At 65.8% G+C, this 24,802-nt stretch carries 26 protein-coding genes, 4 tRNA genes and 1 riboswitch; of the genes, 5 read left to right on the top strand and 25 right to left on the bottom strand.

All coding sequences use genetic code 11. The features are described from left to right. Positions 1 to 44: 44 nt before the first annotated feature. The 12 genes from G7Y54_RS09240 to G7Y54_RS09295 all read right to left on the bottom strand — a co-directional run bounded on the left by G7Y54_RS09240 (position 45) and on the right by G7Y54_RS09295 (position 13,830). Entirely contained in the window at positions 45 to 2,294 is a 2,250-nt protein-coding gene (locus tag G7Y54_RS09240; RefSeq protein WP_165079017.1) for an anaerobic ribonucleoside triphosphate reductase, read from the bottom strand. A 123-nt stretch (positions 2,295 to 2,417) separates the two neighbouring features. Further along, a riboswitch (cobalamin riboswitch) is annotated at positions 2,418 to 2,617 on the bottom strand. A 193-nt stretch (positions 2,618 to 2,810) separates the two neighbouring features. After that, complete coding sequence (gene fliW / locus G7Y54_RS09245; RefSeq protein WP_165079018.1) at positions 2,811 to 3,320, bottom strand: flagellar assembly protein FliW; 510 nt, start codon at positions 3,318 to 3,320, stop codon at positions 2,811 to 2,813. Beyond that, positions 3,299 to 3,535 carry a carbon storage regulator CsrA gene (csrA, locus tag G7Y54_RS09250; protein ID WP_165079019.1) on the bottom strand — a complete coding sequence of 79 codons (237 nt, stop codon included), beginning with the start codon at positions 3,533 to 3,535 and terminating at the stop codon, positions 3,299 to 3,301. Before csrA ends, fliW begins: the two co-directional genes overlap by 22 nt. A 30-nt stretch (positions 3,536 to 3,565) precedes the next feature. Then, positions 3,566 to 5,116 (bottom strand): flagellar hook protein, encoded by a 1,551-nt coding sequence (locus tag G7Y54_RS09255; protein WP_165079020.1) that lies wholly within the window; start codon positions 5,114 to 5,116, stop codon positions 3,566 to 3,568. Positions 5,117 to 5,128: 12 nt separating this feature from the next. Beyond that, positions 5,129 to 7,255, bottom strand: coding sequence for a flagellar hook-associated protein FlgK (gene flgK / locus G7Y54_RS09260; protein WP_165079021.1), 2,127 nt, complete (start codon positions 7,253 to 7,255; stop codon positions 5,129 to 5,131). Between the two features lie 3 nt (positions 7,256 to 7,258). Then, positions 7,259 to 7,726 carry a flagellar export chaperone FlgN gene (gene flgN, locus G7Y54_RS09265; protein ID WP_165079022.1) on the bottom strand — a complete coding sequence of 156 codons (468 nt, stop codon included), beginning with the start codon at positions 7,724 to 7,726 and terminating at the stop codon, positions 7,259 to 7,261. A gap of 137 nt (positions 7,727 to 7,863) precedes the next feature. Next, positions 7,864 to 9,231 (bottom strand): rod-binding protein, encoded by a 1,368-nt coding sequence (locus G7Y54_RS09270; RefSeq protein ID WP_165079023.1) that lies wholly within the window; start codon positions 9,229 to 9,231, stop codon positions 7,864 to 7,866. Position 9,232: 1 nt separating this feature from the next. Next, complete coding sequence (locus tag G7Y54_RS09275; protein ID WP_165079024.1) at positions 9,233 to 10,360, bottom strand: flagellar basal body P-ring protein FlgI; 1,128 nt, start codon at positions 10,358 to 10,360, stop codon at positions 9,233 to 9,235. 194 nt (positions 10,361 to 10,554) lie between these two features. Continuing rightward, positions 10,555 to 10,887, bottom strand: a complete 333-nt coding sequence (gene flgM, locus G7Y54_RS09280; RefSeq protein ID WP_165079025.1) for a flagellar biosynthesis anti-sigma factor FlgM — start codon at positions 10,885 to 10,887, stop codon at positions 10,555 to 10,557. 79 nt (positions 10,888 to 10,966) lie between these two features. After that, positions 10,967 to 11,413 (bottom strand): DVU0524 family FlgM-associated protein, encoded by a 447-nt coding sequence (locus tag G7Y54_RS09285; protein WP_165079026.1) that lies wholly within the window; start codon positions 11,411 to 11,413, stop codon positions 10,967 to 10,969. A 113-nt stretch (positions 11,414 to 11,526) separates the two neighbouring features. Beyond that, a complete protein-coding gene (locus G7Y54_RS09290; protein WP_165079027.1) occupies positions 11,527 to 12,900 on the bottom strand; it encodes an MFS transporter in 1,374 nt (457 codons plus the stop codon). Positions 12,901 to 12,960: 60 nt separating this feature from the next. Beyond that, positions 12,961 to 13,830 (bottom strand): methylenetetrahydrofolate reductase, encoded by an 870-nt coding sequence (locus tag G7Y54_RS09295; protein ID WP_165079028.1) that lies wholly within the window; start codon positions 13,828 to 13,830, stop codon positions 12,961 to 12,963. Positions 13,831 to 14,078: 248 nt separating this feature from the next. Between G7Y54_RS09295 and G7Y54_RS09300 the strand changes: the two genes are divergently transcribed. The 5 genes from G7Y54_RS09300 to G7Y54_RS09320 all read left to right on the top strand — a co-directional run bounded on the left by G7Y54_RS09300 (position 14,079) and on the right by G7Y54_RS09320 (position 18,128). Next, positions 14,079 to 15,209, top strand: coding sequence for a phosphodiester glycosidase family protein (locus G7Y54_RS09300; RefSeq protein WP_241159442.1), 1,131 nt, complete (start codon positions 14,079 to 14,081; stop codon positions 15,207 to 15,209). A 154-nt stretch (positions 15,210 to 15,363) separates the two neighbouring features. Beyond that, a complete protein-coding gene (locus G7Y54_RS09305) occupies positions 15,364 to 15,750 on the top strand; it encodes a desulfoferrodoxin (protein WP_165079029.1) in 387 nt (128 codons plus the stop codon). Positions 15,751 to 15,785: 35 nt separating this feature from the next. Continuing rightward, complete coding sequence (locus tag G7Y54_RS09310) at positions 15,786 to 15,926, top strand: rubredoxin (protein WP_165079030.1); 141 nt, start codon at positions 15,786 to 15,788, stop codon at positions 15,924 to 15,926. 137 nt (positions 15,927 to 16,063) lie between these two features. Beyond that, positions 16,064 to 17,275, top strand: coding sequence for an FprA family A-type flavoprotein (locus G7Y54_RS09315; protein WP_165079031.1), 1,212 nt, complete (start codon positions 16,064 to 16,066; stop codon positions 17,273 to 17,275). A gap of 184 nt (positions 17,276 to 17,459) precedes the next feature. Beyond that, entirely contained in the window at positions 17,460 to 18,128 is a 669-nt protein-coding gene (locus G7Y54_RS09320) for an amino acid ABC transporter permease (RefSeq protein ID WP_165079032.1), read from the top strand. Between the two features lie 255 nt (positions 18,129 to 18,383). Here G7Y54_RS09320 and rplL read toward each other — a convergent pair whose 3' ends face one another. From rplL to prmC, 13 genes are all read right to left on the bottom strand, one after another. Then, complete coding sequence (gene rplL, locus G7Y54_RS09325; protein WP_165079033.1) at positions 18,384 to 18,773, bottom strand: 50S ribosomal protein L7/L12; 390 nt, start codon at positions 18,771 to 18,773, stop codon at positions 18,384 to 18,386. Positions 18,774 to 18,817: 44 nt separating this feature from the next. Beyond that, positions 18,818 to 19,345 (bottom strand): 50S ribosomal protein L10, encoded by a 528-nt coding sequence (rplJ, locus tag G7Y54_RS09330; RefSeq protein WP_165079034.1) that lies wholly within the window; start codon positions 19,343 to 19,345, stop codon positions 18,818 to 18,820. 189 nt (positions 19,346 to 19,534) lie between these two features. Then, positions 19,535 to 20,242 carry a 50S ribosomal protein L1 gene (rplA, locus tag G7Y54_RS09335; RefSeq protein WP_165079035.1) on the bottom strand — a complete coding sequence of 236 codons (708 nt, stop codon included), beginning with the start codon at positions 20,240 to 20,242 and terminating at the stop codon, positions 19,535 to 19,537. A 134-nt stretch (positions 20,243 to 20,376) separates the two neighbouring features. After that, complete coding sequence (rplK, locus tag G7Y54_RS09340) at positions 20,377 to 20,799, bottom strand: 50S ribosomal protein L11 (protein WP_165079036.1); 423 nt, start codon at positions 20,797 to 20,799, stop codon at positions 20,377 to 20,379. Between the two features lie 59 nt (positions 20,800 to 20,858). After that, positions 20,859 to 21,488 carry a transcription termination/antitermination protein NusG gene (gene nusG / locus G7Y54_RS09345; RefSeq protein ID WP_165079037.1) on the bottom strand — a complete coding sequence of 210 codons (630 nt, stop codon included), beginning with the start codon at positions 21,486 to 21,488 and terminating at the stop codon, positions 20,859 to 20,861. Positions 21,489 to 21,496: 8 nt separating this feature from the next. Then, the gene (secE, locus tag G7Y54_RS09350) at positions 21,497 to 21,736 is read right to left on the bottom strand and encodes a preprotein translocase subunit SecE (protein ID WP_165079038.1); all 240 of its coding nucleotides are present in this window, start codon (positions 21,734 to 21,736) and stop codon (positions 21,497 to 21,499) included. A gap of 25 nt (positions 21,737 to 21,761) precedes the next feature. Continuing rightward, positions 21,762 to 21,838 (bottom strand) — tRNA-Trp (locus G7Y54_RS09355). A 45-nt stretch (positions 21,839 to 21,883) separates the two neighbouring features. Further along, entirely contained in the window at positions 21,884 to 22,033 is a 150-nt protein-coding gene (gene rpmG / locus G7Y54_RS09360; RefSeq protein WP_165079039.1) for a 50S ribosomal protein L33, read from the bottom strand. 4 nt (positions 22,034 to 22,037) lie between these two features. After that, on the bottom strand, positions 22,038 to 23,231 hold the full coding sequence (tuf, locus tag G7Y54_RS09365; RefSeq protein ID WP_165079040.1) for an elongation factor Tu: 1,194 nt from the start codon (positions 23,229 to 23,231) through the stop codon (positions 22,038 to 22,040). 164 nt (positions 23,232 to 23,395) lie between these two features. Further along, a tRNA-Gly gene (locus G7Y54_RS09370) sits at positions 23,396 to 23,471 on the bottom strand. A 164-nt stretch (positions 23,472 to 23,635) separates the two neighbouring features. Beyond that, positions 23,636 to 23,721: transfer RNA gene (locus G7Y54_RS09375), tRNA-Tyr, on the bottom strand. A 44-nt stretch (positions 23,722 to 23,765) separates the two neighbouring features. Next, positions 23,766 to 23,841, bottom strand: a tRNA-Thr gene (locus G7Y54_RS09380). A 77-nt stretch (positions 23,842 to 23,918) separates the two neighbouring features. After that, positions 23,919 to 24,797, bottom strand: coding sequence for a peptide chain release factor N(5)-glutamine methyltransferase (gene prmC, locus G7Y54_RS09385; RefSeq protein WP_165079041.1), 879 nt, complete (start codon positions 24,795 to 24,797; stop codon positions 23,919 to 23,921). Between the last annotated feature and the right edge of the window lie 5 nt (positions 24,798 to 24,802).

Raw genomic sequence — 24,802 nt, forward strand, 5'->3', positions numbered from 1 at the left:
GGGAGTGTTCAAAAAAATCCCTGCCGCCCTGCGGCGGCCAGGTCTCAGTTCCAGCGCGGCATATTGGGATAGAGTTTGCGCAGCTCGCGCAGTTTTTCCTCGCTCACGCCCTCGCCCTCGCGGCGCCCGCAGCGCGGGCAGACATCGTTGATGACGCCCGTGTAGCCGCACACCGGGTCGCGGTCCAGCGGGTGGTTCACGGAGCCGTAGCCCACGCCCGCGTCGTGCATGCAGCGGATGATGCGCTCGAAGGCCGCGGTGTTCTTCGCCGTGTCGCCGTCGAGCTCCACATAGGTGATGTGGCCGGCATTGGTGAGCGCGTGGTACGGGGCCTCGATGGCGATCTTCCTGTGCGCGCGGATGGGGAAATACACGGGCACATGGAAGGAATTGGTGTAGTAACCGCGGTCGGTGATGCCCGGGAGCTCCCCGTAACGCGCCTTGTCGAGCGCCGTGAAGCGGCCGCTCAGGCCCTCGGCGGGCGTGGCGATGAGCGAGAAATTGAGCTTCGTCTTTTCCGCCTCGGCGTCGGCGCGGCGGCGCATGTGGCCGATGATGCGCAAGCCCAGCTTCTGGGCGGCCTCGCTTTGGCCGTGGTGCTCTCCGATGAGGGCCACCAGGGTCTCGGCGAGGCCGATGAAGCCCACGGTGAGCGTGCCGTGCTTGAGCACCTCGCCAATGCGGTCCTCCATGTCCAGCTTGCCGGAATCTATCCAGATGCCGTTGCCCATGAGGAAGGGATAGTTGCGCACCTTCTTGGCGCTCTGGATCTTGAGGCGGTGCATGAGCTGGCGGAAGACGAGGTCGATGGCGTCGTCGAGGAGGCCGAAAAAGGCATCAACGTCGCCCTTCGCCTCGATGCCGAGGCGCGGCAAATTGATGGTGGTGAAGCTCAGGTTGCCGCGGCCGCAGGTCACCTGCCGGTCGGGGTCGTGCACATTGCCGAGCACGCGCGTGCGGCAGCCCATGTAGGCCACCTCGCTGTTGTAGTCGCCGGGGCGGTAGTAGTGGAGGTTGAAGGGCGCGTCGAGAAAGCTGAAATTGGGGAAGAGCCGCTTGGCCGAGGTCTCCATGGCGAGCTGGAAGAGGTCGTGGTTGGGGTCGCCGGGATTATAGTTGACGCCCTCCTTCACCTTGAAGATCTGCACCGGGAAGATGGAGGTCTCGCCGTTGCCGAGGCCGGCCTGCGTGGCGAGCAGCAGGTTCTTCATGACCATGCGGCCCTCGGGCGACGTGTCCGTGCCGTAGTTGATGGAGCTGAAGGGCACCTGCGCGCCCGCGCGGGAATTCATGGTGTTGAGGTTGTGGATGAGCGCCTCCATGGACTGGTAGACGCGCGTCTCCGTCCGCGTGAGCGCTTCCTCCACGGCATAGGCGTGGGCGCGGGCCACGAGCTCCCGCTGCCCGGGCGCGGCAGCCGCCACAAGGGCCTCGCCCAGGGCCCCGGCCTCGCCCATGCGCGGGCCGCGCCCGGCGAGGAGGCGGTCGGCCAGGGCCCTGGCCGCCCCCGCATCCATGCCGCCGGCGAGGCGCAGGCAGGCCTCGAGGCCGCGGCGGTATTCCTTGCGCCAGGTCTTGGCCACGCCCTCGGCCATGGCCCAGTCAAAATTGGGCACGCTCTGGCCGCCGTGCATCTCGTTCTGGTTGGCCTGGATGGCGATGCAGGCGAGCGCGGCGTAGCTCTCGATGGAATTGGGCTCGCGCAAAAAGCCGTGGCCCGTGGAAAAGCCGTTGCGGAACAGCGGGATCAAGTCGATCTGGCAGCACGTCTCCGTGAGCATGTAGAAATCTTTGTCGTGGATGTGGATATCGCCGTTGATGTGCGCCGCCGAGGCGTCCTTGGGCAGGATATAGCTGTCCACGAAATACTTGGAGCCTTCGGAGCCATACTTGAGCATGGTGCCCATGGCGGTGTCGCCGTCGATATTGGCGTTTTCGCGCTTGATGTCCTCGGCCACGGCCGGGGAATAGGTCAGGCGCTGGTAGATCTCCATGAGGGCCGATTCCGCGTTGCGGATTTTGGCGTGCTCCGCCCGGTAGAGGATATAGGCCTTGGCCGTGCGGGCATAGTCGAAGCGGATGAGGCTTTCCTCCACCACGTCCTGAATTTCTTCCACATGGCGCAGGTTGCGCTCGTCGAGGGTGCGGCAGACCTTTTCCGTGACGAAGAGCAGATCCGTCGGGGACATGTCCTCCCCCTCCACGGCCTGGTTGGCCCTGGTGATGGCGCTCAGGATCTTCTTCGAGTCAAAGGGCACGGCTGTGCCGTCCCGTTTGATGATTGTCGCGGGCATGGTCTACTCCCAAACAGGGGGGCTTTTTACCAAGCAGTGCCGTGCTTTTGCCGCGAGCGCGGCGCAGGGCGTGAGAACCGCGGCAAAAGCCCGTTGCGGCGGCCCTTTTCATATGCGCCCCTCGGGCGCACGTCACGCGAAAGCAGGTCTTCCGGCTTGCCGCCCGTGTTTCCGCCTTCCCGGGCCTTTGGCCCAGTGGCACAGTGGAAAACGGGGCGCGGCCGCTCTTTGCGGCGCGCGCGATGGCTGACGGCGGCGGGTCCGCTCCCGATTTTAACGGGATTCCCTATTAAGCCCGTGGCGCTCTCGCGTGTCTAGAACTATTCAAAACTTTTCGGCGCGTCAATGCAGGGGCGAAAAAAAGGTCTCCTAGTGTCAAAGCAACTTACTGACATCATTATTGAATTTTCTTGGCTTTCCGCCTTCCCCTTCCTCAGGAGCCTCCCCAAAACGCCAAGGCCCCCGCAGCGTGTGCCGCGGGGGCCTGCATATCGCGGGGTCGTCCCCCAAGGGGTCCTATTCTCCGGCGGGGCGCTCTTTTGCGCCGTCGTCCGGCGCCAAGGCGGCCGCGTCCTGTGGCTGGGGCTCCAGCGAATGCATGTTGACCTGCGATGGCCCGTCAAAGCCCTGCGGCACCTGGATGCCGATGCGCGCCGGGTGGTTGATTACAATGGGCCCCGTGAGGTTGAGGGCGGCCTTTTCCGGCTCGCCCGGGGGGATGGACACCGTGACGAGGATGGCCGCGTCCTCGGTGTTCTGGATCTCGAGCAGGGCCTGCTCCGCGTCGCCGAGCATCACCGGGTAGGATGACAAAAAGCTGTACGGGTCGGCCACGAGCAGTCCCACCTGCGGGTTGGTCACGCTCTGGAGGATGAGCAGGGGCGCGTCGGGCCTCAACTGGAGGAGGATGAAGTCGTGCTCCTCCTCAAAACCGGCCAGCCCGCGGGGAAAACGAATGATCTTGTCGGGATCGATGACGCGCCGCCCGAGGCGGGTTTCGATCTCTAGCTCTTTTTCGCTTGCCATAGTTCAGCAGCCACCATCAAATCTTCGTTCTTGGTCGCCAGGGCGCGGCGATTTTCCTCAATGACCCGTTTATAGACCTCTTCGCGGTACACCGTGGTATCGCTGGGCACGTCCAGGCCGAGCTTGACCTGCCGCCCCTGGATACCGAGCACGGTGATGCGGATGTTTTCGCCCAAATACAGGCTTTCGCCGGGGCGTCGCGTCAGAATGAGCATGGCATGGCGTCCGATGCGCCAGGGGCGCGCTTACACATAGTTGGCGAGGCTCAGCTTCATGATCATGGACGAGGATTGCAGGACCGTCTGGTACGTGAGCTGCTGGCGCGTCAGCTTGGTCAGCAGTTCCGTCAGGTCGATATCCTCAGTGTAGCTCAAACGCTCCTGCTGGTCCAGCTTCTGGAACGAGAGCACGTCCGAGGCCGTCTGGATGCGGTTTTCCTTGCCGCCGATGGACGTGGCCGCGGAGAGAACCTGCTTTTCCGCCACTTTGAGGGCCGCGAGGGTCTTCTGCGCGCCCTCCTGGTTGTTACCCTCAAGATAGCCGATGAAGGCGCCCACCACCTCGAAGAGGTTGTTGTCGCCGTCGAGGGCTGGCTTGCCCTCGTAGTAGCCGCCGAAGATGTCCTTGCCCACGGCGTTCACCGAGAGGTAGGTGTCCTTCATGATCTCGAACTTGAGATCGGCGCGCGAGGGATGCACCATGACCTGGCTGCCGGCCGTGACCGTCTTGTCGCCCACGGCGGCGGCGTCAAAATCCACATAGCCGCCGGGCACGGGCAGGCGCAGCTTGTCGCCGCCGGTGGTCTGGCCCTTGAGCGTCACCCAGTTGGAGCCGCCGTCCGTGCTGTAGGACCACGTGAACTCGTTGCCCGGCGCCGAGAGGTCGGCGTCCGTATCCATGCGCACGAGGAGATTCTTGCCGAAATCGCCGGTGGCCGAGACTTCGAGGCCCTGGGGCGCGCCCATCTGGGTGATGTCGAGCGGCGGGTCCTTGTCGTCGCCCTGATACATGGCAGCCGGCCGGATATAGAGCAGGGTGCCGTTCCTGGCGCCCGGGCCTTCGTCCGGGTTGGCCGCCTTCACCGCCATGTCCTTGGGCACGGTGAGGATGACGCCATTGGCCGAAAGGTTGATGGTGTCGCTGCCCGGCGCAACGCCCGGCTCATAGGTACCCTCCTGCCAGGTGTCGCCGCCGTCGTTGGACCAGCGGAACGCGGGCTGGTTTTCGAGGGTGTCATCCTTGAGGAACTGCACGATGACCGTATCCGCGCTCGCGCCCTGCAACTGGCAGGCGCCCCCCTTGATGGCCTTGTCCCAGTCCTCGTCCCAGCTCGTGACGGCGAGGCCCTGCTCAAAGGCGTTGTAGTCGTAGCGGTGGCCGGCGAAGATGCTCTTGCCCTCGAACTCGGTGTTGGCGAGCTCGAGGAGGCTGCCGAAATGCTGGCGCGCCTGGTCGGCCATGATCTTGCGCTGGCTCGCGTCATAGGTGCCGGTGGAGGCCTGCTCCGCGAGGGTGATGAGATCCCGGATGACCGTGGGCACGCGCGTGGAGAGCACGCTGTCCTCAAGGTTGAGCCAGCCCTTGGCGGTATCCACGTTTTCCTGGTACTGGGCCGTATTGGTGAGGTCGACGCGCGTGGTGAGCACGCGATAGGTGCCCGCCGGGTCGTCCGAGGGCCGGTTGATCTTTTTCTGGGTGGAGCCCTGCTGGACGCTCTCCATATATCCGGCCAGATTCTTCTGCATCTGGCCGACCATGTCGTTGTACATGGTCTTTTGAGTCACGCGAATGGCCATCTTGCTCCCCCCTTACTGCTTGAGGCCGAGAAGGGTTTGCAGCATCTGGTCAGCGGTGGTGATGAGCTTGGCTGCCGCCGTGTAGGAATGCTGGTACTTGATGAGATTGCTCATCTCCTCGTCCATGTTCACGCCAGTGACCGACTCCACCCGTTCGGAAAGATCCTCGGTGAGGGCGGTATGGTATTCGGTATTGGTCTTGGAAAGGCGCCTGTCCGCGCCCACGGTGGTGACGAGGTTGGCGTAGTATTGCGAAATGGTCTGGTTGTCGACGGTCTTCCAGAGCGTGGAAATGGTCACCGGCTTGTCGATGAGCTTGCCGATGGCCGTGGCCGTGATGTTGTCGCCCACATTGGTCTGGAACTGGCCGTTCACCTGGCCGGACGCGATGAGGTGCGTATTGCTGTGGACCTGGGTGTTGACCGCGAGGTCGGTGGCGTCGCTTCCGCTGAAAAAGGTGTTGATGCCGAGCGCCGCCATGAGGCCTGAGCTGTCCGCGCCCATGGCGAACTCGATATTGGCGCCGGCCTGCGTCTCGATGAGCAGCTTGCCGTCCTGGATGCTGGCCACGAGCGGCTGCCGGCCGTCCTCAAGCCTCATGTTGTTGATGGCGTCGCGCACATCCTCGAGAGTGTGGACGGAGGGGTCGAAATTGGCGCCGCCGCCGAAATCGAGCATGGCGGAATCAAGGTGGTCCCCGGTGACGCTGTCATAAAAATGGAAGTTGACATTGCCGGCCTGGAGCTTGTCGGAAAAAGGCAGGATGGCCTGCGGCGAGCCGAGGGCCTGCTTGGTGTCCTCCACGCGCTGCTGGCCCTGGGCATAGGTCAGCTTGGAAAGGCCCGCGCCCTGGCTGTGGATGCGGTTGACCTCCCAGATGAGCGAGGAGGCCACGGCGTTGAGCTCGTCCATGTAGCGGCCGCAATTGTCGTCGCGGATATTGTAATAGGCCGCGAGCTTGCCGCCGGTGACGCGGTTCTTGTTGTCCTGCCCGTCAAAGCCGATCTGCGGAGTGATGTTCTGGGGGCCGCGCGAGGGCTCGATCCAGTAGAGGCCGTCCTTGGGGATGATGTCGAACTGGTCGCCCTCGTGGAAATTCTCCACCGAGGAGAAGGAGATCTTGAGGTCCTTGACCAGCACCTCGTCGGTGACGGGGTTGCCGTTCTCGTCGGTCTTGCCGCTGTTGGTGATGTCAAAGCGCAGTTCCTGGCCGTCGTCGCCGCGCAGCCAGGTCTTGCCGCCGTCAAGGGACACGCGGAACTGCGGGGGCTCGTCACCGCCGGCATCGCCGCCGCGCACGATCTCCACGGTGTATTCGTGGCTGTCGTTGCCCGTGAAATTGATGCTGCCCGCGTAGGTCGAGCCGGACTTGAGGTGGTTCTCGGCGCGCGGGCCCATGACCTCAAGCTCGTAGGTCACGATGCCGTCCACGAGGGGCTGCCCGGTGGAGAGCTGCACGCGGAAATTGCCCTTGCCGTGGTCGATGGTCTCCACGTCCACGAGGGTGGCGAGCTCGCGCACCAGCTGGTCGCGCTTGTCGAGCAGCGAATTGGGGTTGCTGATGCCGTCCACGGTCTGGGCGGTGATCTGGCGGTTCAGGTCGGAAATGGCCACCGCGATGTCGTTGACGCGGTTGACGCCCTGCTTGATGGACACATCCATCTCGTTCTGGATGTTCTTGATGGCGTCCATGGTGTTGCCGAACATGTCGCTCAGGTTGTCGGCATAGGAGAGCAGGCTTTCGCGGACGGCCGTGTCGTCCGGGCGCAGGGCGAGATCCTGCCAGGCGTTGAAGAAGCTGGTCAGGGAGGAGCTGATGCCCGCGCGGTTGGCTTCGTTGAAGATGTTTTCCAGCGAGGCCATGATGGTGTCCTGCTGGTCCCAACGCGACGAATTGGTGGACTGCTTCACATAGGAGCGCTCAAGAAATGCGTCGAAGAAGCGCATGATCTGCTGGGCATTGACGCCCAGCGGCTGCGCCCCCGGCTTGTACTTGAGGCCGCCGGCGTCCTTCTGGTCCACATACTGGCGCGAATAGCCCTCGGTATCCACGTTGGCAAGGTTGTTGCCCGTGACCGAGATCCACGCCTGCGATGCGTTGAGGGCCGACTGGCCGATATTGAGCAGTCCGTTGAGCATGGCCTAGAGCCTCCCGGAGATGAGCGCGGCCTGCGGGTGCATCTCATGGCGCATCCCGCCCCGGCGCCCGTAGACGCCCGCGCGCGGCGGCGCGGCCTGGCTGGTCAGCGCCTGCAGGGTGCGGGTGCTCTGGTCGAGCAGCGCGAGCGAAAGCTGCGCGTTGCGCGAAGCCTGGCGCGACACCTGCTGCTCGCCGTCGTCAATGGAAGCGAACAGCGTCAAAAGAGCGGCGCCCTCGCCCTCGGGGAGCTTCGCCGCGTACTCGCTCACCCGCACGCCGCCAAGGGTGCGGATGACAAGGGTCTTTTCCACGGCGACCTGGCGGATGAGCTCCTGGATGGAGAACTCCAGCGCGGCCACTCCGTCCGTATTGCGGCTCATGAGGATGCCGTACTCCTCCTCGAGGAGCTCGTGCAACAGCGCCAGGGCCTTGTCCTGGCGGGATAAACTTTCGTGGATTATCTGGTACATCCTGTCCTCTCTTGCGGACATGGCAGGCAGAACCTGCCGAAAAATCTGGCTGTGCCAGTAACAAAGCAAAATTTATGCCATGGATAGGACGCCCGCTCCGGCGTGAGGGGGCGGCCAGCTGTCAGCATCCGCACGGCCTAGCCCCGCGCATCCGCCGCGGTCAGCGGCGGGATGGTGAAGTTGCCCGAGGCCGCGGCTTCGGCGGGAGCAGACGCCGGGGTGACCTGGGGGCCGGCCTGGGGTGCGACCGGGGCCGTGAGCGGGGCGGGCTGCGCCGCTTCAGCGGAGGCCGCAGCCGCGGCCTGCGCCTCATTGGCGGCGTGGTAGGCGGCGATGCCGGCGCCGGCCTTGCTGTTGACGCCCACATTGTCCACATTGAGCACCCGGATGGGCTTCAGGCCGCGCCTGTTGCGCTCGGCCGTGCTCATGTTGGTTGAGAAGCGCACGTTGCGGGCGCGGCCGGGGGCCTGCGCGCTCTCCGCATCGGCCACGGCCTGGGCGGAAGCGGCAGGGACGCCTTCAGCCTGGGCGGGCTGCGCCACCTGCTGGGCGGCGTCAGCGCTGTGACGCGGCGAGGGCTGGTGCAGGGGCGGCCGCACGGCATGCGAGCCGAGCTTGTCCCCGGCCTCGCGGCGCGCCACCTGGGCGAGCTCGAGGGCCGAAGCCGGCGCGGGCCGCTTGTGCTGGGCGCCGGCCACGGCCTGCGCTCCGGCCGAAGCCGCGGCGGGGGCGCCCTGCGGCTGGGCCGTCCCGGCCTCTTCCTTGTGGTGCAGGGCCTGGCGCGCGCGCAGGGCGGCGAGGGCGCGCTCCACCTCGGGGTTGAGCTCGACGGCCTCTTCCGCGGTGCCCGCGGTCTGGGCGGCCGGGGCGGCAGCGGCGGCCACAGCCTGGGCCGTCTGGCCGTTCACCGCGGGGGCTGCGGCCGGAGCGGCGGGGGCGTTCTGTCCATCTTCCGCCACGGCGGCCACGCCCGGCGCGGCGCCGTCATAGATGGAGGCCGCCGCTTGCGCCGACGCCTTTGCCTGCGCCGGCTGCGCCTTGGGGGCGTCAGCCGCCGGGGCCTCAGGCGCCGGAGCGTCCAGCAGGGGCGCGGCCTCGGGCGCGAAGGCCCGGCCCTGGCTGGCGCCGGCCGCGCTGCGGCTGGCGGAAACGAGATTGCGCGAGAGCTGGGCGTACATCATGTCCGCAAGGCCGATGCCGCCGGCGCTGGTCATGGACTTGGAGAGCTCCTGGTCATACATGTCCTGCCAGAAGCGCTCCTCCTTGCCGTGCATGAGGCCGCCCTTGGGGATAGTGTTGCGCATCTCCTGCCACATCTTCTGGATGAAGACCGACTCGAAGCCCTCGCAGGCCTCGCGCAGCTTCTTCTCCTGGGCTTCGGGCGAGAGCTTGCGCCCATTGATGCCGCCAAGGCCGGTGAGCTTGGCCTGCAGCTCGCGGCGCGACTGGTCGGCGGCGCCGGTCTGGGAGGTCACGAGGGCCGTGGCGTCAAGGGGCGTGGTCATCTTAGATTACCTCCAGATCCGCATGCAGCGAGCCGGAAACCTGCAGGCTGCGCAGGATGGAAATCAGGTCGCGCGGGGTGGCGCCGATGGCGTTGAGGCCGTCCACCAGCTCCTGCAGGGTGGCGCCTTCCACCATGTGCAGGCGGCGGCTCTCCTCGCGGACATTGATGTCCGTCTCGGGCGTGACAACGGTCTGCCCCTGCGAGAAGGGCCCGGGCTGCGAGACCTGCTCGTTCTCCTGCACGGTTATCTGCAAATTGCCGTGGGCCACGGCCGCGCGCGTGATGCGCACGTCCTTGCCGAGGACGACGGTGCCGGTCTTTTCGTCCACCACCACCTTGGCGGCGGTGTCGGGCGTGACCTCGAGGTTTTCCACCGAGGCCATGAGCGGGACGAGATTGTTGCGGTACTGCGGCGGCACGTCGAGGCTCACGCTCATGGCGTCCACGGCGCGCGCGAAGGAGCCGCCCATGGCGGTGTTGAGGCGCTCGGCGATCTGCTGCGCCGTGGTGAAGTCGCCCACGCGCATGTTGAGGGTGAGCTTGTCCTGCTGGTTGAACTCGAAGGGGATGGCCCGCTCCACGATGCCGCCGCCGGGGATGAGGCCCACGGTGCTCACGTTCTTGGAGGTGGTCGCGGCCTCGCCGTTGACGGAATAGCCGCCCACGGTGAGCGCGCCCTGGGCGAGGCAGTAGGTCTTGCCGTCCACGCCCTTGAGCGCCGTCTGGAGCAGCACGCCGCCGAGCAGCGAGGTCGCGTCGCCCACGGAGGAGACGGTCACGTCGAGCCGCGTGCCCGGCTTGGAGGAGACGGGCATGCGCGCCGTGACCATGACCGAGGCCACGTTCTTGACCTTGAGCGCCGAGGAATTGAGCCCGATGCCCATGCGGTCGAGCATGTTCTTCATGGAGCTCATGGTGAAGGCCGAATCCTTCTTGTCGCCCGTGCCCGCGAGGCCCACCACGAGGCCGTAGCCGATGAGCTGGTTGTCGCGCACGCCGGAGAAGGTGGCGATGTCCTTGATGCGCACGGCCTCCGCCGGCGCGGACCAGCCAAGGATGCTCACGGCGAGGGCCAGGGCCCACAGGCAGCGGAACAGCGGCGTCAAAATCTTGAAGAACGATTGCATGGATACTCCCTCCGCGCCGCCGGCCCATGGCCTGAGATTGCGGTGTTCCCGCCCTTATCCGGGGGGTCTGGAAAGCGGCGCTCTGGCTGTGCTTGCCCTCAATATGCAGAAACCATGCCTAAAATAAAAAACGGCCGCTCCCAAAGGAACGGCCGCATTCTGGCTGGTAGTTTCGGCTGCTGTGGTGCGCCCGCTCACACGATGCGGAAGAGCGAGGGCTCCTCGCGCACCAGGCTCTCGGCGATGGCCTGGGCGTCGATAGTGTAGGTGCCGTTGGCCACCTGCTCGCGGAGCTCGGCCACGCGGTCGGCGCGCACGTCGGGCGTGTTCTGGGCCGTGCGCCGCGCCTCGGTGAGCAGGAGGGCATCGCGCGAAACGCTGATGGTGTCGCCGCCGGAGCTGTTCTCTTCGGCCGGCTTCGCCCGGCCCGCGGCGGCCTCGCCGCTTTTCTCCGCCGCGTTGGCCGCGGAGCTGTTGGCATAAGGGTCAAGCAGCGGGTAGCCCATGCCGGCATTGCGGATTTCCATTCTCTGCTCCTTCAGCAGGGGTTCTCCCCTGCGGCGGGTCTCATGCTTCGCGCCGTCCCACGCCCGGCGCCCTGGCCTTTCAGCAGACGGCTTCGGCCCTTTCGGGCTTCTCCAGCATGCCCTGGTCAACTTTCTGGCGCGTGATGCGCCACAAGGCATGCCGCGCGCGCCGCTCTTCCTCCGCGCTCAACGGCCGCTGACCTTCCGGCTCAATGGCCACGATGCGGAGCCGCGCCCCCGGCGGGTAGGTGAAGCCCACTTCAAGGCCCATGGCCTCGCTGAGCTCCGCGCGGATGTCCTCCACCACGGGATTGGCGCTTCCCGTGAATATGAGGGTCTCATACAATTCCCGTGCCACTTTTTCCACAAAGACACGGCGATTAACGGACGGGTCCGGGTCCTGGGGCTTCTCGCCCGCGGCCAGGCGCCGCTTGACGCGGAAACGCGCCAGCCGGCGTGCCGCGAGCAGTTGCTGCTCATAGCTCTGGAGCATGATCCGCATTTGCAGGCTGCGCATATCAGGCATGAGACACCATCCTGCAGCTCTTTACGGCCATGGCCGGCAAAACTTTAGACTTTTTTTATGCTTTTTACAGGCGGGGCGCAAGTTGCCTCCAAGTTCCCGGCAAAGCGGGAAAATCAGTTCCTGTTCCGCGCCAGCACGCACCAGATTGCCGCGAGGTTGCAGAGGCAGAAAATGACGAGGTCCACCCGCATGCAGCGCATGAAGGCCGGCAGGGTTGCGGCGTCCACCGGCGCATTGCCGAGGAAGAAGCCGAGCGTCAGGGTAATGACGACCATGTTGAAGAGCTGGCCGGCCGTGCGTACAGCGCCGGTGAGCCCGGATGCCTGCCCCACGTGCGTCTCGCCCGCGCTTTCGAGGATGATGGACGTGTTGGACAATGCAAAGAGGCTCATGCCGGCCCCGAGAAAGGCCTGGATGACGAAGATCAGCGCAAGCGGCGACTCCAGTGTCAAAAAGGCCGCCACGGCGAGGCCCACCCCGCACAAGGCCACGCCCACGGCGCTCACATGGCCCGGGCGCCAGCTCCTGCACAGGCGCGCGGCGAGCGGCGTGGTGAGGGCCTGCACCACGGACTGGAAGGCGAGCACCAAGCCGGCCTCCTCCACTTCAAGGCCGCGGCCCACCTGGAGATAGAGGCTGAAGAAAAAGAGGATGCCGAAAAAGGAGCTGTAATTGACGAAGGCCGCCAGCGAGGACAGCGCGAAGACCCGGTTTTGCGCGAGCAGGCGCATGTCGAGCAGCGGATACCGGCTTTTGAGCTCGTGCAGCCAGAAGAAGAAGATGAGCCCGGCGAAGGCCGCCAGCAGGCACCAGGCGAGGCCGGGCTGCTCTGCGAGCTCCGAGGCGCCGAAGGTGAGCGCGATCATGGCGCAGCCGTAAATGACGCAGCCCGAGGCGTCGAAGGGCTGGCCGGCGGCGGTGCGCCACTCCTGCCGCACTGTAGCCTTCATCAGCCAGAAAACGCCCACAAAGGCGAGCGCATTGCCCCAGAACAGCCAGTGCCAGCCGAGCACGCCGGTCACGAAGCCGGCGATGGGCGGCCCGCAGGCGATGCCCGCGTACACGGCGGCGCCGCTGAAGCCAAGATAGGCCGCCCGCTTTTCCGGCGGCGCGGCCGAGGCCAGGAGCGCGAGGCCGCTGGCGTTGAACATGGCGCCCCCGAGCCCCTGGAAGAAGCGCAGGGCGATGAAGAGCGGCACCGAGCGCACGAAGCCCAGGGCCGCGCCGCACACGGCGAACATGGCGATGCCCAGGAGGAAGATGCGCCGGCGCCCGAAAATGTCGCCAAGGCTCCCGGAAGCGAGCTGGAACACGGCGAGGCCCAGCGAGTAGAAGGCGCCGATGAGGCTCAGTTGCCGGGCGCTGGCGTCCAGGCTTTCACCGATGGCCGGCAGCACCGCGTTCACCCCGGCGAGCATGAAGGGCATGCAGAACAGGGAGGCGCAAATGGCCGCCAGCAGCGGCCGGTGGCTTTTCTCGATACTCATGGCGCAAGCCTAGGGGCCTTGGCGCCGGCGGTCAAGCTGAGGATGGGGCCTCGCCTGCCCCTAGAACCGGACTTCCTCCGCGATGCGGCGGCAGAGGCCGGGCTTGTTCAGGGTATAGAGATGGATGCCCGGGGCGCCCATGTCCATGAGCCGGCGGATCTGGCGCACGGCAAAGGCCAGCCCCGCCTCCCGCACGGCCTCGGCGCCGCCGGCCTTGTGGGCCTCCTCCAGGTCGAGGTAGAGCTTGCCCGGGATATTGGCCCCGCAGAGCGAGAGCACCCGGCGCAGGGAATCCAGGCTCTGGATGGGCAGGATGCCGGGTACCACGGGCACGTCCAGCCCGTGTTCGCGCAGGCTCTCCACCAAGGCTTCGTATTCGCGCACGTCAAAAAAGAGCTGGGTGATGGCGAAATCCGCGCCGGCGGCGATCTTTTCCGCCGTATAGCGGCGGTCGAGGGCAAAAGTGGGGGACTCGGGATGGGGCGCGGGATAGGCCGCGACGCCGATGCCCATGTCGGGCTCGCACTCCCGGATGAAGCGCACGAGCTCGGCGGTATGGCGGAAGGCGCCGCAGGTGCTTTCCCACGTCGTCCCCCTGGGCGGGTCGCCGCGCAGGGCGAGCACATTGGCCACGCCGTGGGCGCGCAGCTCGCGCAAAAAGGCGGCGATGTCCCCGGGCTGCGCACCCACACAGGTGAGGTGCGCCATGGCCGTGAAGCCGCGCCGCGCGAGCTCCGCCGTGACGGCCAGGGTGTTGCGCTGTCTGGAGCCGCCGGCCCCGTAGGTGACGGACACAAAGAGCGGCCGGAGCGCCCGCAGCTCCTCCACGGTGGCGTAAAAGGCGGGCAATTGCCCCTCCTCGGCCGGCGGGAAAAATTCGAGGGAAAAGAACGGACGCTCCGCCTGGCGGATCAGGGTGCCGATACGCATGGGTCGCTCCTTGGACTTTATGGCGGGAATTGCCGACGACGCGGTGCTGCGCCGGGTTGCCGCCCGAAAGATGCCCTTTGGATGGTTGTACGCCGTGGATGATTGATCCCGGACAAAGTATTTCTATATCAAGATATATTGATATGTCAATCTCCACGGCGCAAAACCTTGCCAAAGCCGCGGCCGGGGCTTAAAAACTCAGGCAGGAAAGGCTGCCGGCGCCCAGCCACTGCCGCAGGGTACGCGATGTGCGTGGCCCTTTCCTCACCGCCATGCGCCGCATTTGCCAGTCAGTTCTCCAGACCAGCCGCGCCCGCCGCTTTCGCGCCCTGGCGGCGCTCTGCGCGCTCGGGCTGTGCCTGCTCGCCGCGCCCGTCACGGCTTGGGCGGAAGCTCCCGCCGGCGGCCTGCCTGCCCAAGCCCCCGAAGCCGCGGCCGAGGCCTTGCGCGCGGACAGGGGCCTCGCCCCCGCGCCTCCCCAGCCGCCCCCGGCCGCCCCGGAGGAAACCCCGGCGCCCGCCCCCAAGGCCCGCAACGCTTCCGGCAGGAACAGGGTGGGCATCGACGCCGAGGGCGGCGCCCAGTGGCTAACGCTCGAACCGGGGCTGGAGTTCGGCGAGTTCCGCCTCGAAGGCGGAGACTTCCGGCTCACGGCCCTGCGCATCGACCCGGAACACTTCGAGTTCGAGCTCTGCGCGAGCTCCGCCGACGGCAAGGGCCCGCGCACTCTCGACGCCTGGGGCGAGGAGCGCGGCCTCGTGGCCGCCATCAATGCCAGCATGTACCGCGAGGACGGCTCCACCAGCACGGGCTATATGCGCGGCGCGGGCCACGTCAACAATGGCCGGCTCGTGGACCGCTTCGGCGCCTTCTTCGTGGCCGGCCCGGGCACCGCCGGGCTGCCCCCCGCCGCCATCGTCGACCGCGACATGCCCGGCTGGCAGGAGCGCATCGGGAAATATGACCTCGTCATCCAGAATTACCGCATGATCAATGCCGACCGCCGCATCCTCTGGAGCCCGGGCGGCCCGCTCTATTCCATCTCCGCCGTGGCGCAGGACGGGGAGGGGCGCATCCTCTTCCTCCACAGCCGCGCGCCCGTTGAGGCCTATGCCTTCGCCCAGCAATTGCTCCACCTGCCGCTGGACGTGCGCACGGTCATGTATGTGGAGGGCGGCGCGCAGGCCGGCCTGCTCGTGCGCTCGCACTCGCTTCGCCGCGAGATGGGCGGCATGCACGCGCCTTCGCTGCTCGTGACGGGCAATCTCAAGGCGCAGCTCCCCAATGTGCTCGGCGTGCGCCGCAAGGCAGGCGCCGGGCAGCCCTTCCCCGCCGCTCCGGCGCCTGCCGGCCCCGAACCCACGCCTCCCGGCCCCTGACAAACGCCTTTACAAAGAGGCCGCTTTCCGCCATAATCTTAGCAGGCCGGTAGGAGACAGCCCGATGTGGCGCCTCCCGCCCCCGGAGCCGCAGCCGCCAACGCGCCGGCTCCCATGAAGGTCCGATGAGACCCCTTACCCGAGAGGTTGCGGTATGACCAAAAGGCTTGAAGTGTATAAGTGCAATGTGTGCGGCAATATCGTCGAAGTGCTCCACCCCGGCGACGGAGAGCTCGTGTGCTGCGGGCAGCCCATGAAGCTCATGCAGGCCGGCTCCACCGACGGCGCCACCGAAAAGCATGTGCCCGTCATCGAGAAGTGGAAGAAGGGCTACCACGTCAAGATCGGGAGCGCCCGGCACCCCATGGAGGAGAAGCACTATATCGAGTGGATCGAGCTCGTCACCGACGACGGCAAGGTCTACCGCCGCTTCCTCACCCCGGCCGACGAGCCCGAAGCCTTCTTCGACGAGGTGGAGGCCGACAAGGTGACGGCCCGCGAATTCTGTAACCTGCACGGTCTCTGGAAGGCCGAAAACTGAAGCCCCGGCGCCTCGGCGCCCAAGGAGTGAACATCATGGCAGCCAACTATGTTTGCAGCGTCTGCGGCTACGAATACGAACCCAAGGAACACGACGGCGTGGCCTTTGAAGACCTGCCCGACGACTGGACCTGCCCGGTCTGCGGCGTGGGGAAGGACCAGTTCAACAAAATGTAGCGCGCACCGCGGCGCGACAAACTGACACCGCCCCGTCTTGCCCCACCGGCGAGGCGGGGCGTTTGCGGATACGCGCCGGGAACGGCGCGGTTTTTCGTTCCGGCGCCGAGGCGCCCCTGCCCTGCTCGGAGGACATCATGCAGCCCATTGAAATCAAGAAGGATATTTTCTGGGTCGGCGAGGTCGATTTCGACCACCGCGACTTCCACGGCTATTCCCGCTGCCCCGACGGCACCACCTGCAACGCCTACCTCATCAAGGACGAAAAAAACACCCTGGTCGACTGCGTGCCCTCCGGCAAGGAAGGCGCCCTGCTTTGCCGCCTCGCCAAGACCATGCCGCCGGACAAGGTGGACTATATCGTCTGCAACCACATGGAGCTGGACCACCAGGGCGCGCTCGCCGAGATCGTGGAGCGCGTCCGGCCGGAAAAGATCTTCGTGTCCCAGCTCGGCCTGAAGACCATGGCCGGCTATTTCGCCGGCAAGGACTGGCCCATCCAGGCCGTGAAAAGCGGCGACGTGCTGGAGCTGGGCAGCCGGCGCATCATCTTCCAGGAAACGCGCATGCTCCACTGGCCGGACAGCATGGTCTCCTACATCCCGGAAGAAAAGCTGCTCATCAGCAACGACATCTTCGGCCAGAACATCGCGAGCACCGCCCGCTTCACGGACGATTTTGATGACCAGGGCGAATTCGTGCGCCGCATCAAGGAATACTACTACAACATCGTCCTCCCCTATTCGCCCACGGTGCTCAAGGCGCTGCCCGTGGTGGAGAGCCTCGACATCGACATGATCGCGCCCGACCACGGCCTCATCCACCGCGGCCGCGACGCCGTGCGCTTCATCATCGACATGTACCGCAAGATGGCCGAGCAGAAGCCGCAGCAGCGCGCCGTCATCTTCTACGACACCATGTGGAAGTCCACCGAGCACATGGCCTATGCCGTGTGCAACGGCCTTGCGGAAAACGGCGTGCCCGCGCGCATCATGTCGGTCAAGCACAACCACCACAGCGCCATCATGACCGAACTGGCCGACTGCGGCGCCGTGCTCGCCGGCTCGCCCACGCACAACAACGGCATCCTGCCGCTGGTGGCCGCCATGCTCACCTATATGGAAGGGCTGCGCCCGCAAAACCGCATTGGCGGCGCCTTCGGCTCCTTCGGGTGGTCTGGCGAGGCTCCGAAGCAGCTCCAGGCGCGCCTTGCGGCCATGCACATGGAGATGCCGGCCGAGCCCGTCAAGTGCTCGTGGCGCCCCACCAAAGACGACATGAAGGCCTGCTACGCCCTGGGCGCCACCGTGGCCGACGCGCTCAAGAAGAAGTGCGCGGCAGCGAAATAACAGCCGCCAGGCCCGTCTCCGCCGCTTCCCGCCGTTCCGGGGCTTTCACCAGCCCCGCGCGGCGGGAAGCTGTTTTTTGTTGCGCGGATGGGCGGAATCCCCTACCGTAACGGCCTGCACCAAAGGCTGGATGACGCCGGCGAGAGCCTGCTTCGGCCGCCGGGCAAAGGATCGCGCAAAACCCATGCTGGACACGGTTTTCTTCACCCAGGAGCTTCTGCCCGCCCTCAACAAGGGGCTCATGGTCTCGCTCGCGCTCATCATCCCGGCGGCGACCCTGGGCTTCGTGGGCGGCGTGGCCCTGGGCTGCGCCCGCGCCTTCGGGCCACGCTGGCTCCGGCGCCTCGGCAACGCCTACACCGCGCTTCTGCGCGGTGTGCCGCTCGCCATCCAGCTCATGATGATCTACTACGCGCTGCCCAAGCTCGGCATCTATTTCGCGCCCTATGGCGCGGCCCTCACCGCCTTCATCCTCTGCACCTCGGCCTACCAGTCGGAATATGTGCGCGGGGCGCTGCTCTCCATCCGGCGCGGGCAGATTCTGGCCGCGCAGTCCCTCGGCTTCACCCAGTGGCAGACCATCCTCTGGATCGTGGTGCCGCAGGCCGCGCGCCGGGCGCTCCCGGGCTGCGGCAACGAGATCGTCTACCTCATCAAGTACAGCTCCCTCGCCTATCTCGTCACCTGCATGGAGCTCATGGGCGAGGGCAAGGTGGTCGCGTCCGACACCTTCCGCTTCACCGAGGTCTTTCTCACCGTCGGCGCCTACTACCTCATCATGGTAACACTGGCGAGCTGGCTGTTGCACTGGCTGGAGCGGCGCGCCCACATCCCGGGCTTCGGGGCCGTTTAGCACGCACGCACTTTCCCCATACTGCACGGGATTTCGTGTCGCCCCCCGTTCCCCGATCCACATCTTCCCTCCTGCCCCCGCTGCGGCTCAGGGATAGCACGCCCGCTCCACTTCACCTCTGCCCCCTTCGGCAGCACGCGAGCGCTTCCCCCACCTGTTCCCGCTGTTCCTTCACTCAAGCCACAAAACAAAAAACGGCGGCCCCGAAAGACCGCCGTCCTATCGTAAATCCTGCACCGCCGAAAGGCGGAAGGCTTACTTGATCTCCACCTCGGCGCCGGCCTCGGTGAGCTGCTTCTTGGCTTCCTCGGCCTCTTCCTTGGAAACGCCTTCCTTGAGGGTGGAGGGGGCGCCGTCCACCTTTTCCTTGGCTTCCTTGAGGCCCAGGCTCGTCAGGGCGCGCACGACCTTGATGACGCCGATCTTGTTGGCGCCGGCGGCCTTGAGCACCACGTCGAACTCGGTCTTTTCCTCGGCGGCCGGGGCGGCGTCGGCGCCGGCGCCCGGAGCGGCCATGACCATGGCGGCAGCCGGGGCCGCGGCGGACACGCCGAATTTCTCCTCAAGCTCCTTGATGAATTCGGAGAGCTCGAGAACGGTCATATTGGAGATGAATTCAACCACTTCTTCCTTGGTAACGGCCATGATGGGTCTCCTGGTCTTTGGCTGGTTGTTGCGCGTTCGCGCGGCTAGGCCGCGGCGTTGCCCTTCTTCTCCTCAATAGCCTTGAGGGCGTAGAGCAGCCCGCGCAGCATATTGGCGAAGAGCGACACAAAGTTGGTGGGCACGGCGTTCATGGTGCCGAGCAGCTGGCCGAGCAGCTGCTCCTTGCCGGGCAGCTTCGCCAGGGCCTCCACCTGTTCGGCGGACATCTCCTTGCCGTCCAGGCTGGCGCAGCGCAGGCTGAACAGCTTGCTCTGCTTGGCGAAGTCGCTCAACGCCTTGGCCACCGCCACAGGGTCGTCGAACCCGAGGGCCACGCCGCAGTTCTCATGGAACTTGTCCTTGATGGCGTCGTGTTTGCCGCCGGTAAGAGCGATGCGAGCCAGGGTGTTCTTGACGACGTGGTATTCGCCGCCGGCGCCGCGCAGGCGCACCCGAAGGTTCGTCAGCTCTTCCACCGACATGCCCTTGAAGTCCGTGAGCGCCGCAAAGGAGGAAGCATCTGCGCGAGACTTGATGTCCTCGATGATTACGGCTTTTTCAGACCTTTGCACGTGATACCTCTCACGTCAGGGGTGCCAGGTGGAATGCCGAGCCAAAGAGAAGTCTGGGCAGGAAATTGAGGGCAAGCCCGCCTGCCGTCTTCGACCCGTATTCCGTTTCCTCTGCCTGTGGTTGCGATGCAACCCTTGAAGGCGCGCCCGGCGCTGTGGCCCGGCAACGCGCGGGGCAAGCCCCGCGCCCTAGCCTTCAAGAAATTTCTTCACCTGGGGCATATCCACCTTGAGGCCCGGGCCCATGGTGGTGGAAATGGCCATGGACTGCATGTAGTTGCCCTTGGCGGCGGAAGGCTTCAGGCGGTTGACCGCCTCGAGCAGGGCCTTCAGGTTGCCGAGCACCTTCTCCGGCCCGAAGGAGACCTTGCCGAGCGGCGCATGCAGGACGCCCGCCTTGTCCACCTTGAAGTCCACGCGGCCGGCCTTGAGCTCGTTCACGGCCTTGGCCACATCGAAGGTGACGGAGCCCGTCTTGGCATTGGGCATGAGCCCGCGAGGGCCGAGCACGCGGCCGATCTGGCCCACGAGGGCCATGACATCAGGGGTGGCTACGGCCGCGTCGAACTCGAGCCAGCCGTCCTTGATCTTGGCGACAAGGTCCTCCGCGCCCACGATGTCCGCGCCGGCGGCCTTGGCCTCGGCCTGCTTCTCGCCCTTGCAGAAGACGGCCACGCGTACCGTCTTGCCAAGGCCGTGCGGCAGGGTCACGGCGCCGCGCACCATCTGGTCGGAATACTTGGGGTCAACGCCGAGACGCAGGGCCACGTCCACCGTTTCGTCAAACTTGGCGAAGGAGGCGTCGAGTGACTTGGCCACCGCGTCCTCAACGCTGTAGCGCTCCTGCACGTCACAGGCTTCCACCGCCTTCCGAAAATTCTTGCCATGCTTGGGCATGTCTCGATCCTTTGCTTATCTCCTGCCGTTGCCGGAACTGGGTCGGCCAGGGCAGTACAAGTGATGGCGATACAGGGCGGCGGGCTCGCGCAACGTCGCGGAGAGCCGGCCGCCGTCGGTATGGCGTACGGCGCCTACTTCACGTCGATGCCCATGCTCCGGGCGGTGCCCGCGATGGACTTCACGGCCGCCTCAAGGCTCGCCGCATTGAGGTCCGGCAGCTTGAGCTTGGCAATCTCTTCCACCTGGGCGTGGGTGAGGCTGCCCACCTTGTTGCGGTTGGGCTCGCCGGAACCTTTCTCGATCTTCGCCGCCTTCATGATCAGCACCGCCGCGGGCGGCGTCTTGGTGATGAAGGTGAAGGAACGGTCGGCATAGACGGTGATGACCACGGGGATGATCATCCCCTTCTGGTCCTGGGTGCGGGCATTGAATTCCTTGCAGAAGCCCATGATGTTCAGGCCGTGCTGGCCCAGGGCCGGGCCCACCGGGGGCGACGGATTGGCGGCGCCGGCAGGGATCTGCAACTTGATCTTGGCAACTTCTTTCTTGGCCATTTCTCACATCCTTCATCATGAGGCGCGCCCCGTGGGGGACGCGCGGGGGAGGCCCGGGCCTAGCCCTTGGAGACCTGCCCGAAATCCAGCTCGACAGGGGTCTGGCGCCCGAAGATGGACACCGAGACGCGCAGCTTGCCCTTGTCGTGGTTCACTTCCTCAACCACGCCATTGAAGCCGTCAAAAGGCCCTTCAATGACGCGCACATCATCGCCGACCTCAAAGTTGAACTTGGGCCGGGGCGTCTCCTGGCGCATCTCCATGAGCTTCAGGATGCGCTCGGCCTCGCCGTCGCGCATGGGCGCGGGGCGGTTCTTGCCGCCCACGAAGCCCGTGACCTTGGGGATGGACTGCACGAGATGCCAGGAAAGATCGGTCATGACCATGCGCACCATGATATAGCCGGGATAGAACTTGCGCGTGGTCGTGCGGGATTTTTCGCCGTGGCGGGAAGGCTCCTGCACCTTTTCGGTGGGCACCACCACTTCCTCGATGAGGCCCTGGTCCTGGCCGGTGCGCTGCATTTCGGCAATGGTCTTCTGCACACGCTGCTCAAAGCCCGAGTAGGTGTGCACGATGTACCAGCGCGCCCTTTTGCCGGCGGGCGTATCGGGAGCCGCCGTTTCCGGGTTTGCGGCCGCGGGCGCGGCCACCCCCTCGGGGGCGGTATCTGCGACGGAATCGTTCATAGCGGCCTTCAGGACAGGATGGTCTTGATCAGGCTTGAGAGACCAAGGTCTATCAGGCCCAGAATGACGGCCATGACGGCCACGAAGCCCAGCACGGCGAGGGTCGCCTTGCGCGTCTCCTTGAGCGTGGGCCAGGTGACCTTGCGCAGCTCGGCTTTGGAGGCTTCCACATAGCGGATGAAGCGCGTGATGGGATTCGGCGCCGATTCGGCCCTGTCGTCCGCGGCCTGCGCCTGTTTCTTTGCCATAGCGTGCATCCCGGAAGATAAAAAATGGCAGGGCAGGAGGGATTCGAACCCCCAACTTGCGGTTTTGGAGACCGCCGCTCTAGCCGTTAGAGCTACTGCCCTGCGCGCCGCCGGGAGAGGAAGGGACCCGCTCCCGGCGGAAAGTGACTACCTGGTTTCGCGATGCACCGTGTGCTTCTTGTCCCAGGGGCAATACTTTTTCATTTCCAGACGCCCGGTGGTGTTCTTCTTGTTCTTCCGGGTGCTGTAGTTGCGCCGCTTGCACTCGGTGCAAGCCAGGATGACGTTGACTCTCATGGCCCTACTCGAGGATCTCGGTGACGACGCCGGAGCCCACCGTGCGGCCGCCTTCACGGATGGCGAAGCGCAGGCCCACTTCCATGGCGATGGGCGCGATGAGCTCGACGATGAACTGCGAGTTGTCGCCGGGCATGACCATTTCCACGCCTTCGGGCAGGTCGATGACGCCGGTGATGTCCGTGGTGCGGAAGTAGAACTGCGGACGGTAGCCGGAGAAGAACGGCGTGTGGCGGCCGCCTTCCTCCTTGGAGAGGACGTACACTTCGGCCTTGAACTTCTTGTGCGGCGTGATGGACTTGGGCGCCGCGAGCACCTGGCCGCGCTCCACCTCGTCACGCTTGGTGCCGCGCAGGAGCACGCCGATGTTATCGCCGGCCTGGCCCTGGTCGAGCAGCTTGCGGAACATTTCGACGCCCGTGCAGGTGGTCTTCTGGGTGGGCTTGATACCCACGATCTCCACTTCGTCGCCCACCTTGATGACGCCGCGCTCCACACGGCCGGTCACCACGGTGCCGCGGCCGGAGATGGAGAACACGTCTTCGATGGGCATGAGGAAGGGCTTGTCGATGTCGCGCACCGGGTCGGGGATGAAGGAGTCGCAGGCTTCGAGCAGCTCGTCCACGCACTTGGCGGCCGGGTCGTCGGCCTTGTCGCACTCCAGCGCCTTGAGGGCGGAGCCGCGAATGACCGGCACCTCGTCGCCGGGGAAGTCGTACTGGGAGAGCAGTTCGCGCACTTCCAGCTCGACGAGCTCAAGCAGTTCCTCGTCGTCCACGAGGTCGCACTTGTTGAGGAAGACCACGAGCTGCGGCACGCCCACCTGGCGGGCGAGCAGGATATGCTCACGGGTCTGCGGCATGGGGCCGTCGGTGGCGGCCACCACGAGGATGCCACCGTCCATCTGGGCGGCGCCGGTGATCATGTTCTTGATGTAGTCGGCGTGGCCGGGGCAGTCCACATGGGCGTAATGGCGCTTGGGCGTCTCGTATTCCACGTGGGCCGTGGCGATGGTGATGCCGCGTTCCTTTTCTTCGGGGGCCTTGTCGATCTCGTCATACGAGACGAAGCTGCCCTCGCCCTTGAGGCCGGCGATCTTGGTGATGGCCGCGGTGAGGGTGGTCTTGCCGTGGTCGATGTGGCCGATGGTGCCGATGTTGACATGCGGCTTCTTGCGTTCGTATTTCGCTTTGCCCATCTTACGTCTCCCTGGAAAAAAATTGCTGTTGCGGTTCCACTCCGCCGCTGCCGGAGGGGCAGGGGCGTCTTTCGCGTAACCATGGGCGCATGGCGCCCGAATCTTTCCCTGTTCCCAGGGAAGCGCATTGGCGGGAGTCGGTACGGGGGGGAATCTTGCAGGAATGGAGCGGGAAACGGGATTCGAACCCGCAACCCTCAGCTTGGAAGGCTGATGCTCTAGCCGTTGAGCTATTCCCGCACAGTGGCGGCGCATTTTCGCGCACCGGGGCCTCAAGCCCCGGCGTCCGCCGCGCCGTAGTTCCCCGACAGTCGTCCTGTCTCCTACAGCCAAGGCAGCCAGTGTATCACCCCGCACGGCCTTTGGGGCCTTGCGCGGAAGCGGGCTTCCGCGATGTGCAGGGCTGGTGGAGGGGGGTGGATTTGAACCACCGAAGTCTTACGACGACAGATTTACAGTCTGTTCCCTTTGGCCACTCGGGAACCCCTCCCCACAGTGCCGCAAAAGCCGCTCGGGCTTTTGTTCAGCGTCTCGTGGAGCTGGCGATGGGACTCGAACCCGCAACCTGCTGATTACAAATCAGCTGCTCTGCCAGTTGAGCTACGCCAGCGGCAAGTTGCTTTCTTAACCGCTTTCCCTTTTCTTGGCAAGTAAAAAATATCTTTTCCGCCGCGGGAGCTTAATGCGTCAGCCGAGGCGCCCAAAAGTGCAGCGCTCGAGGCCCGCGAGGTCGCGCCGCGTCCCGATGCCCGTAAAGCCCTGCTGCGCCAGCAGGCCGCGCACGGGCGGCCCCTGGCCGGCGCCATGCTCGAGGATGACGAGGCCGCCCCACCTGAGCAGCCGCCGGGCCGCTTCGCCCACGGCCGCGAGATGCGCAAGGCCATCCGCCGGCGAAAACAGCGCGGATGCCGGCTCGAAGCGGAGCACCTCGTCCATGACGCAGCCCCGCTCCCGTTCACTTATATAAGGAGGATTGCTGATGACGAGATCCAACGCGCCTGCCCGCAGCGGCGGGGCGAAGAGGTCGGCGCGCAGCAGTGCCAGCCGGCTGGCCCCGTGCTCCGGGCCCTCCCCGGCGCCCTCCCCCGCGAGGAGTTGCGCGGCATTCTCCCGGACAACCGCAAGCGCCTCGGCGCTCTTTTCCAGCAGGACGCCGCGCCACAGCGGGCGCTCGCAGGCGAGGGTGACGCCGATTGAGCCGCTGCCCGTGCCCATGTCCGCGAACAGGAGCGGGCCTGTGGGCAAGAGCTCCAGCGCCGTCTCCACCAGAAGCTCGGTTTCCGGCCGCGGCACCAGCGTATGCCGCGTGACGCGGAAATCGCGGCCGAAAAATTCCCGCGTGCCCGTGATGTGCGCCAGGGGCTCGCCCGTGGCGCGCCGCGCTGCCAGGGCCATAAGCCGCGCCGCCTCGGCGTCGTCCAGCTCCCGCTCCGGCGCCAGCGCCACGCCGAGCTTGGTGAGCCCCAGCGCATGCGCGCAGAGCAGGCGCGCGCAAAGGCGGGGGCTGTCCACCCCCGCCTCTGTCAACTGCCGGGCGATCTTTCGCTCGTATTCGCCAAGGCGCATGGCCG

Source organism: Desulfovibrio sp. ZJ746 (assembly GCF_011039155.1).
Lineage (GTDB): Bacteria > Desulfobacterota > Desulfovibrionia > Desulfovibrionales > Desulfovibrionaceae > Desulfovibrio.

Excerpts from the sequence above, each read along its gene's own strand:
- G7Y54_RS09240 (WP_165079017.1), bottom strand. The coding sequence starts at position 2,294 with ATGCCCGCGACAATCATCAAACGGGACGGCACAGCCGTGCCCTTTGAC.
- fliW (WP_165079018.1), bottom strand. The coding sequence starts at position 3,320 with ATGGCAAGCGAAAAAGAGCTAGAGATCGAAACCCGCCTCGGGCGGCGC.
- csrA (WP_165079019.1), bottom strand. The coding sequence starts at position 3,535 with ATGCTCATTCTGACGCGACGCCCCGGCGAAAGCCTGTATTTGGGCGAA.
- G7Y54_RS09255 (WP_165079020.1), bottom strand. The coding sequence starts at position 5,116 with ATGGCCATTCGCGTGACTCAAAAGACCATGTACAACGACATGGTCGGC.
- flgK (WP_165079021.1), bottom strand. The coding sequence starts at position 7,255 with ATGCTCAACGGACTGCTCAATATCGGCCAGTCGGCCCTCAACGCATCG.
- flgN (WP_165079022.1), bottom strand. The coding sequence starts at position 7,726 with ATGTACCAGATAATCCACGAAAGTTTATCCCGCCAGGACAAGGCCCTG.
- G7Y54_RS09270 (WP_165079023.1), bottom strand. The coding sequence starts at position 9,231 with ATGACCACGCCCCTTGACGCCACGGCCCTCGTGACCTCCCAGACCGGC.
- G7Y54_RS09275 (WP_165079024.1), bottom strand. The coding sequence starts at position 10,360 with ATGCAATCGTTCTTCAAGATTTTGACGCCGCTGTTCCGCTGCCTGTGG.
- flgM (WP_165079025.1), bottom strand. The coding sequence starts at position 10,887 with ATGGAAATCCGCAATGCCGGCATGGGCTACCCGCTGCTTGACCCTTAT.
- G7Y54_RS09285 (WP_165079026.1), bottom strand. The coding sequence starts at position 11,413 with ATGCCTGATATGCGCAGCCTGCAAATGCGGATCATGCTCCAGAGCTAT.
- G7Y54_RS09290 (WP_165079027.1), bottom strand. The coding sequence starts at position 12,900 with ATGAGTATCGAGAAAAGCCACCGGCCGCTGCTGGCGGCCATTTGCGCC.
- G7Y54_RS09295 (WP_165079028.1), bottom strand. The coding sequence starts at position 13,830 with ATGCGTATCGGCACCCTGATCCGCCAGGCGGAGCGTCCGTTCTTTTCC.
- G7Y54_RS09305 (WP_165079029.1), top strand. The coding sequence starts at position 15,364 with ATGACCAAAAGGCTTGAAGTGTATAAGTGCAATGTGTGCGGCAATATC.
- G7Y54_RS09310 (WP_165079030.1), top strand. The coding sequence starts at position 15,786 with ATGGCAGCCAACTATGTTTGCAGCGTCTGCGGCTACGAATACGAACCC.
- G7Y54_RS09315 (WP_165079031.1), top strand. The coding sequence starts at position 16,064 with ATGCAGCCCATTGAAATCAAGAAGGATATTTTCTGGGTCGGCGAGGTC.
- G7Y54_RS09320 (WP_165079032.1), top strand. The coding sequence starts at position 17,460 with ATGCTGGACACGGTTTTCTTCACCCAGGAGCTTCTGCCCGCCCTCAAC.
- rplL (WP_165079033.1), bottom strand. The coding sequence starts at position 18,773 with ATGGCCGTTACCAAGGAAGAAGTGGTTGAATTCATCTCCAATATGACC.
- rplA (WP_165079035.1), bottom strand. The coding sequence starts at position 20,242 with ATGCCCAAGCATGGCAAGAATTTTCGGAAGGCGGTGGAAGCCTGTGAC.
- rplK (WP_165079036.1), bottom strand. The coding sequence starts at position 20,799 with ATGGCCAAGAAAGAAGTTGCCAAGATCAAGTTGCAGATCCCTGCCGGC.
- nusG (WP_165079037.1), bottom strand. The coding sequence starts at position 21,488 with ATGAACGATTCCGTCGCAGATACCGCCCCCGAGGGGGTGGCCGCGCCC.
- secE (WP_165079038.1), bottom strand. The coding sequence starts at position 21,736 with ATGGCAAAGAAACAGGCGCAGGCCGCGGACGACAGGGCCGAATCGGCG.
- rpmG (WP_165079039.1), bottom strand. The coding sequence starts at position 22,033 with ATGAGAGTCAACGTCATCCTGGCTTGCACCGAGTGCAAGCGGCGCAAC.
- tuf (WP_165079040.1), bottom strand. The coding sequence starts at position 23,231 with ATGGGCAAAGCGAAATACGAACGCAAGAAGCCGCATGTCAACATCGGC.
- prmC (WP_165079041.1), bottom strand. The coding sequence starts at position 24,797 with ATGCGCCTTGGCGAATACGAGCGAAAGATCGCCCGGCAGTTGACAGAG.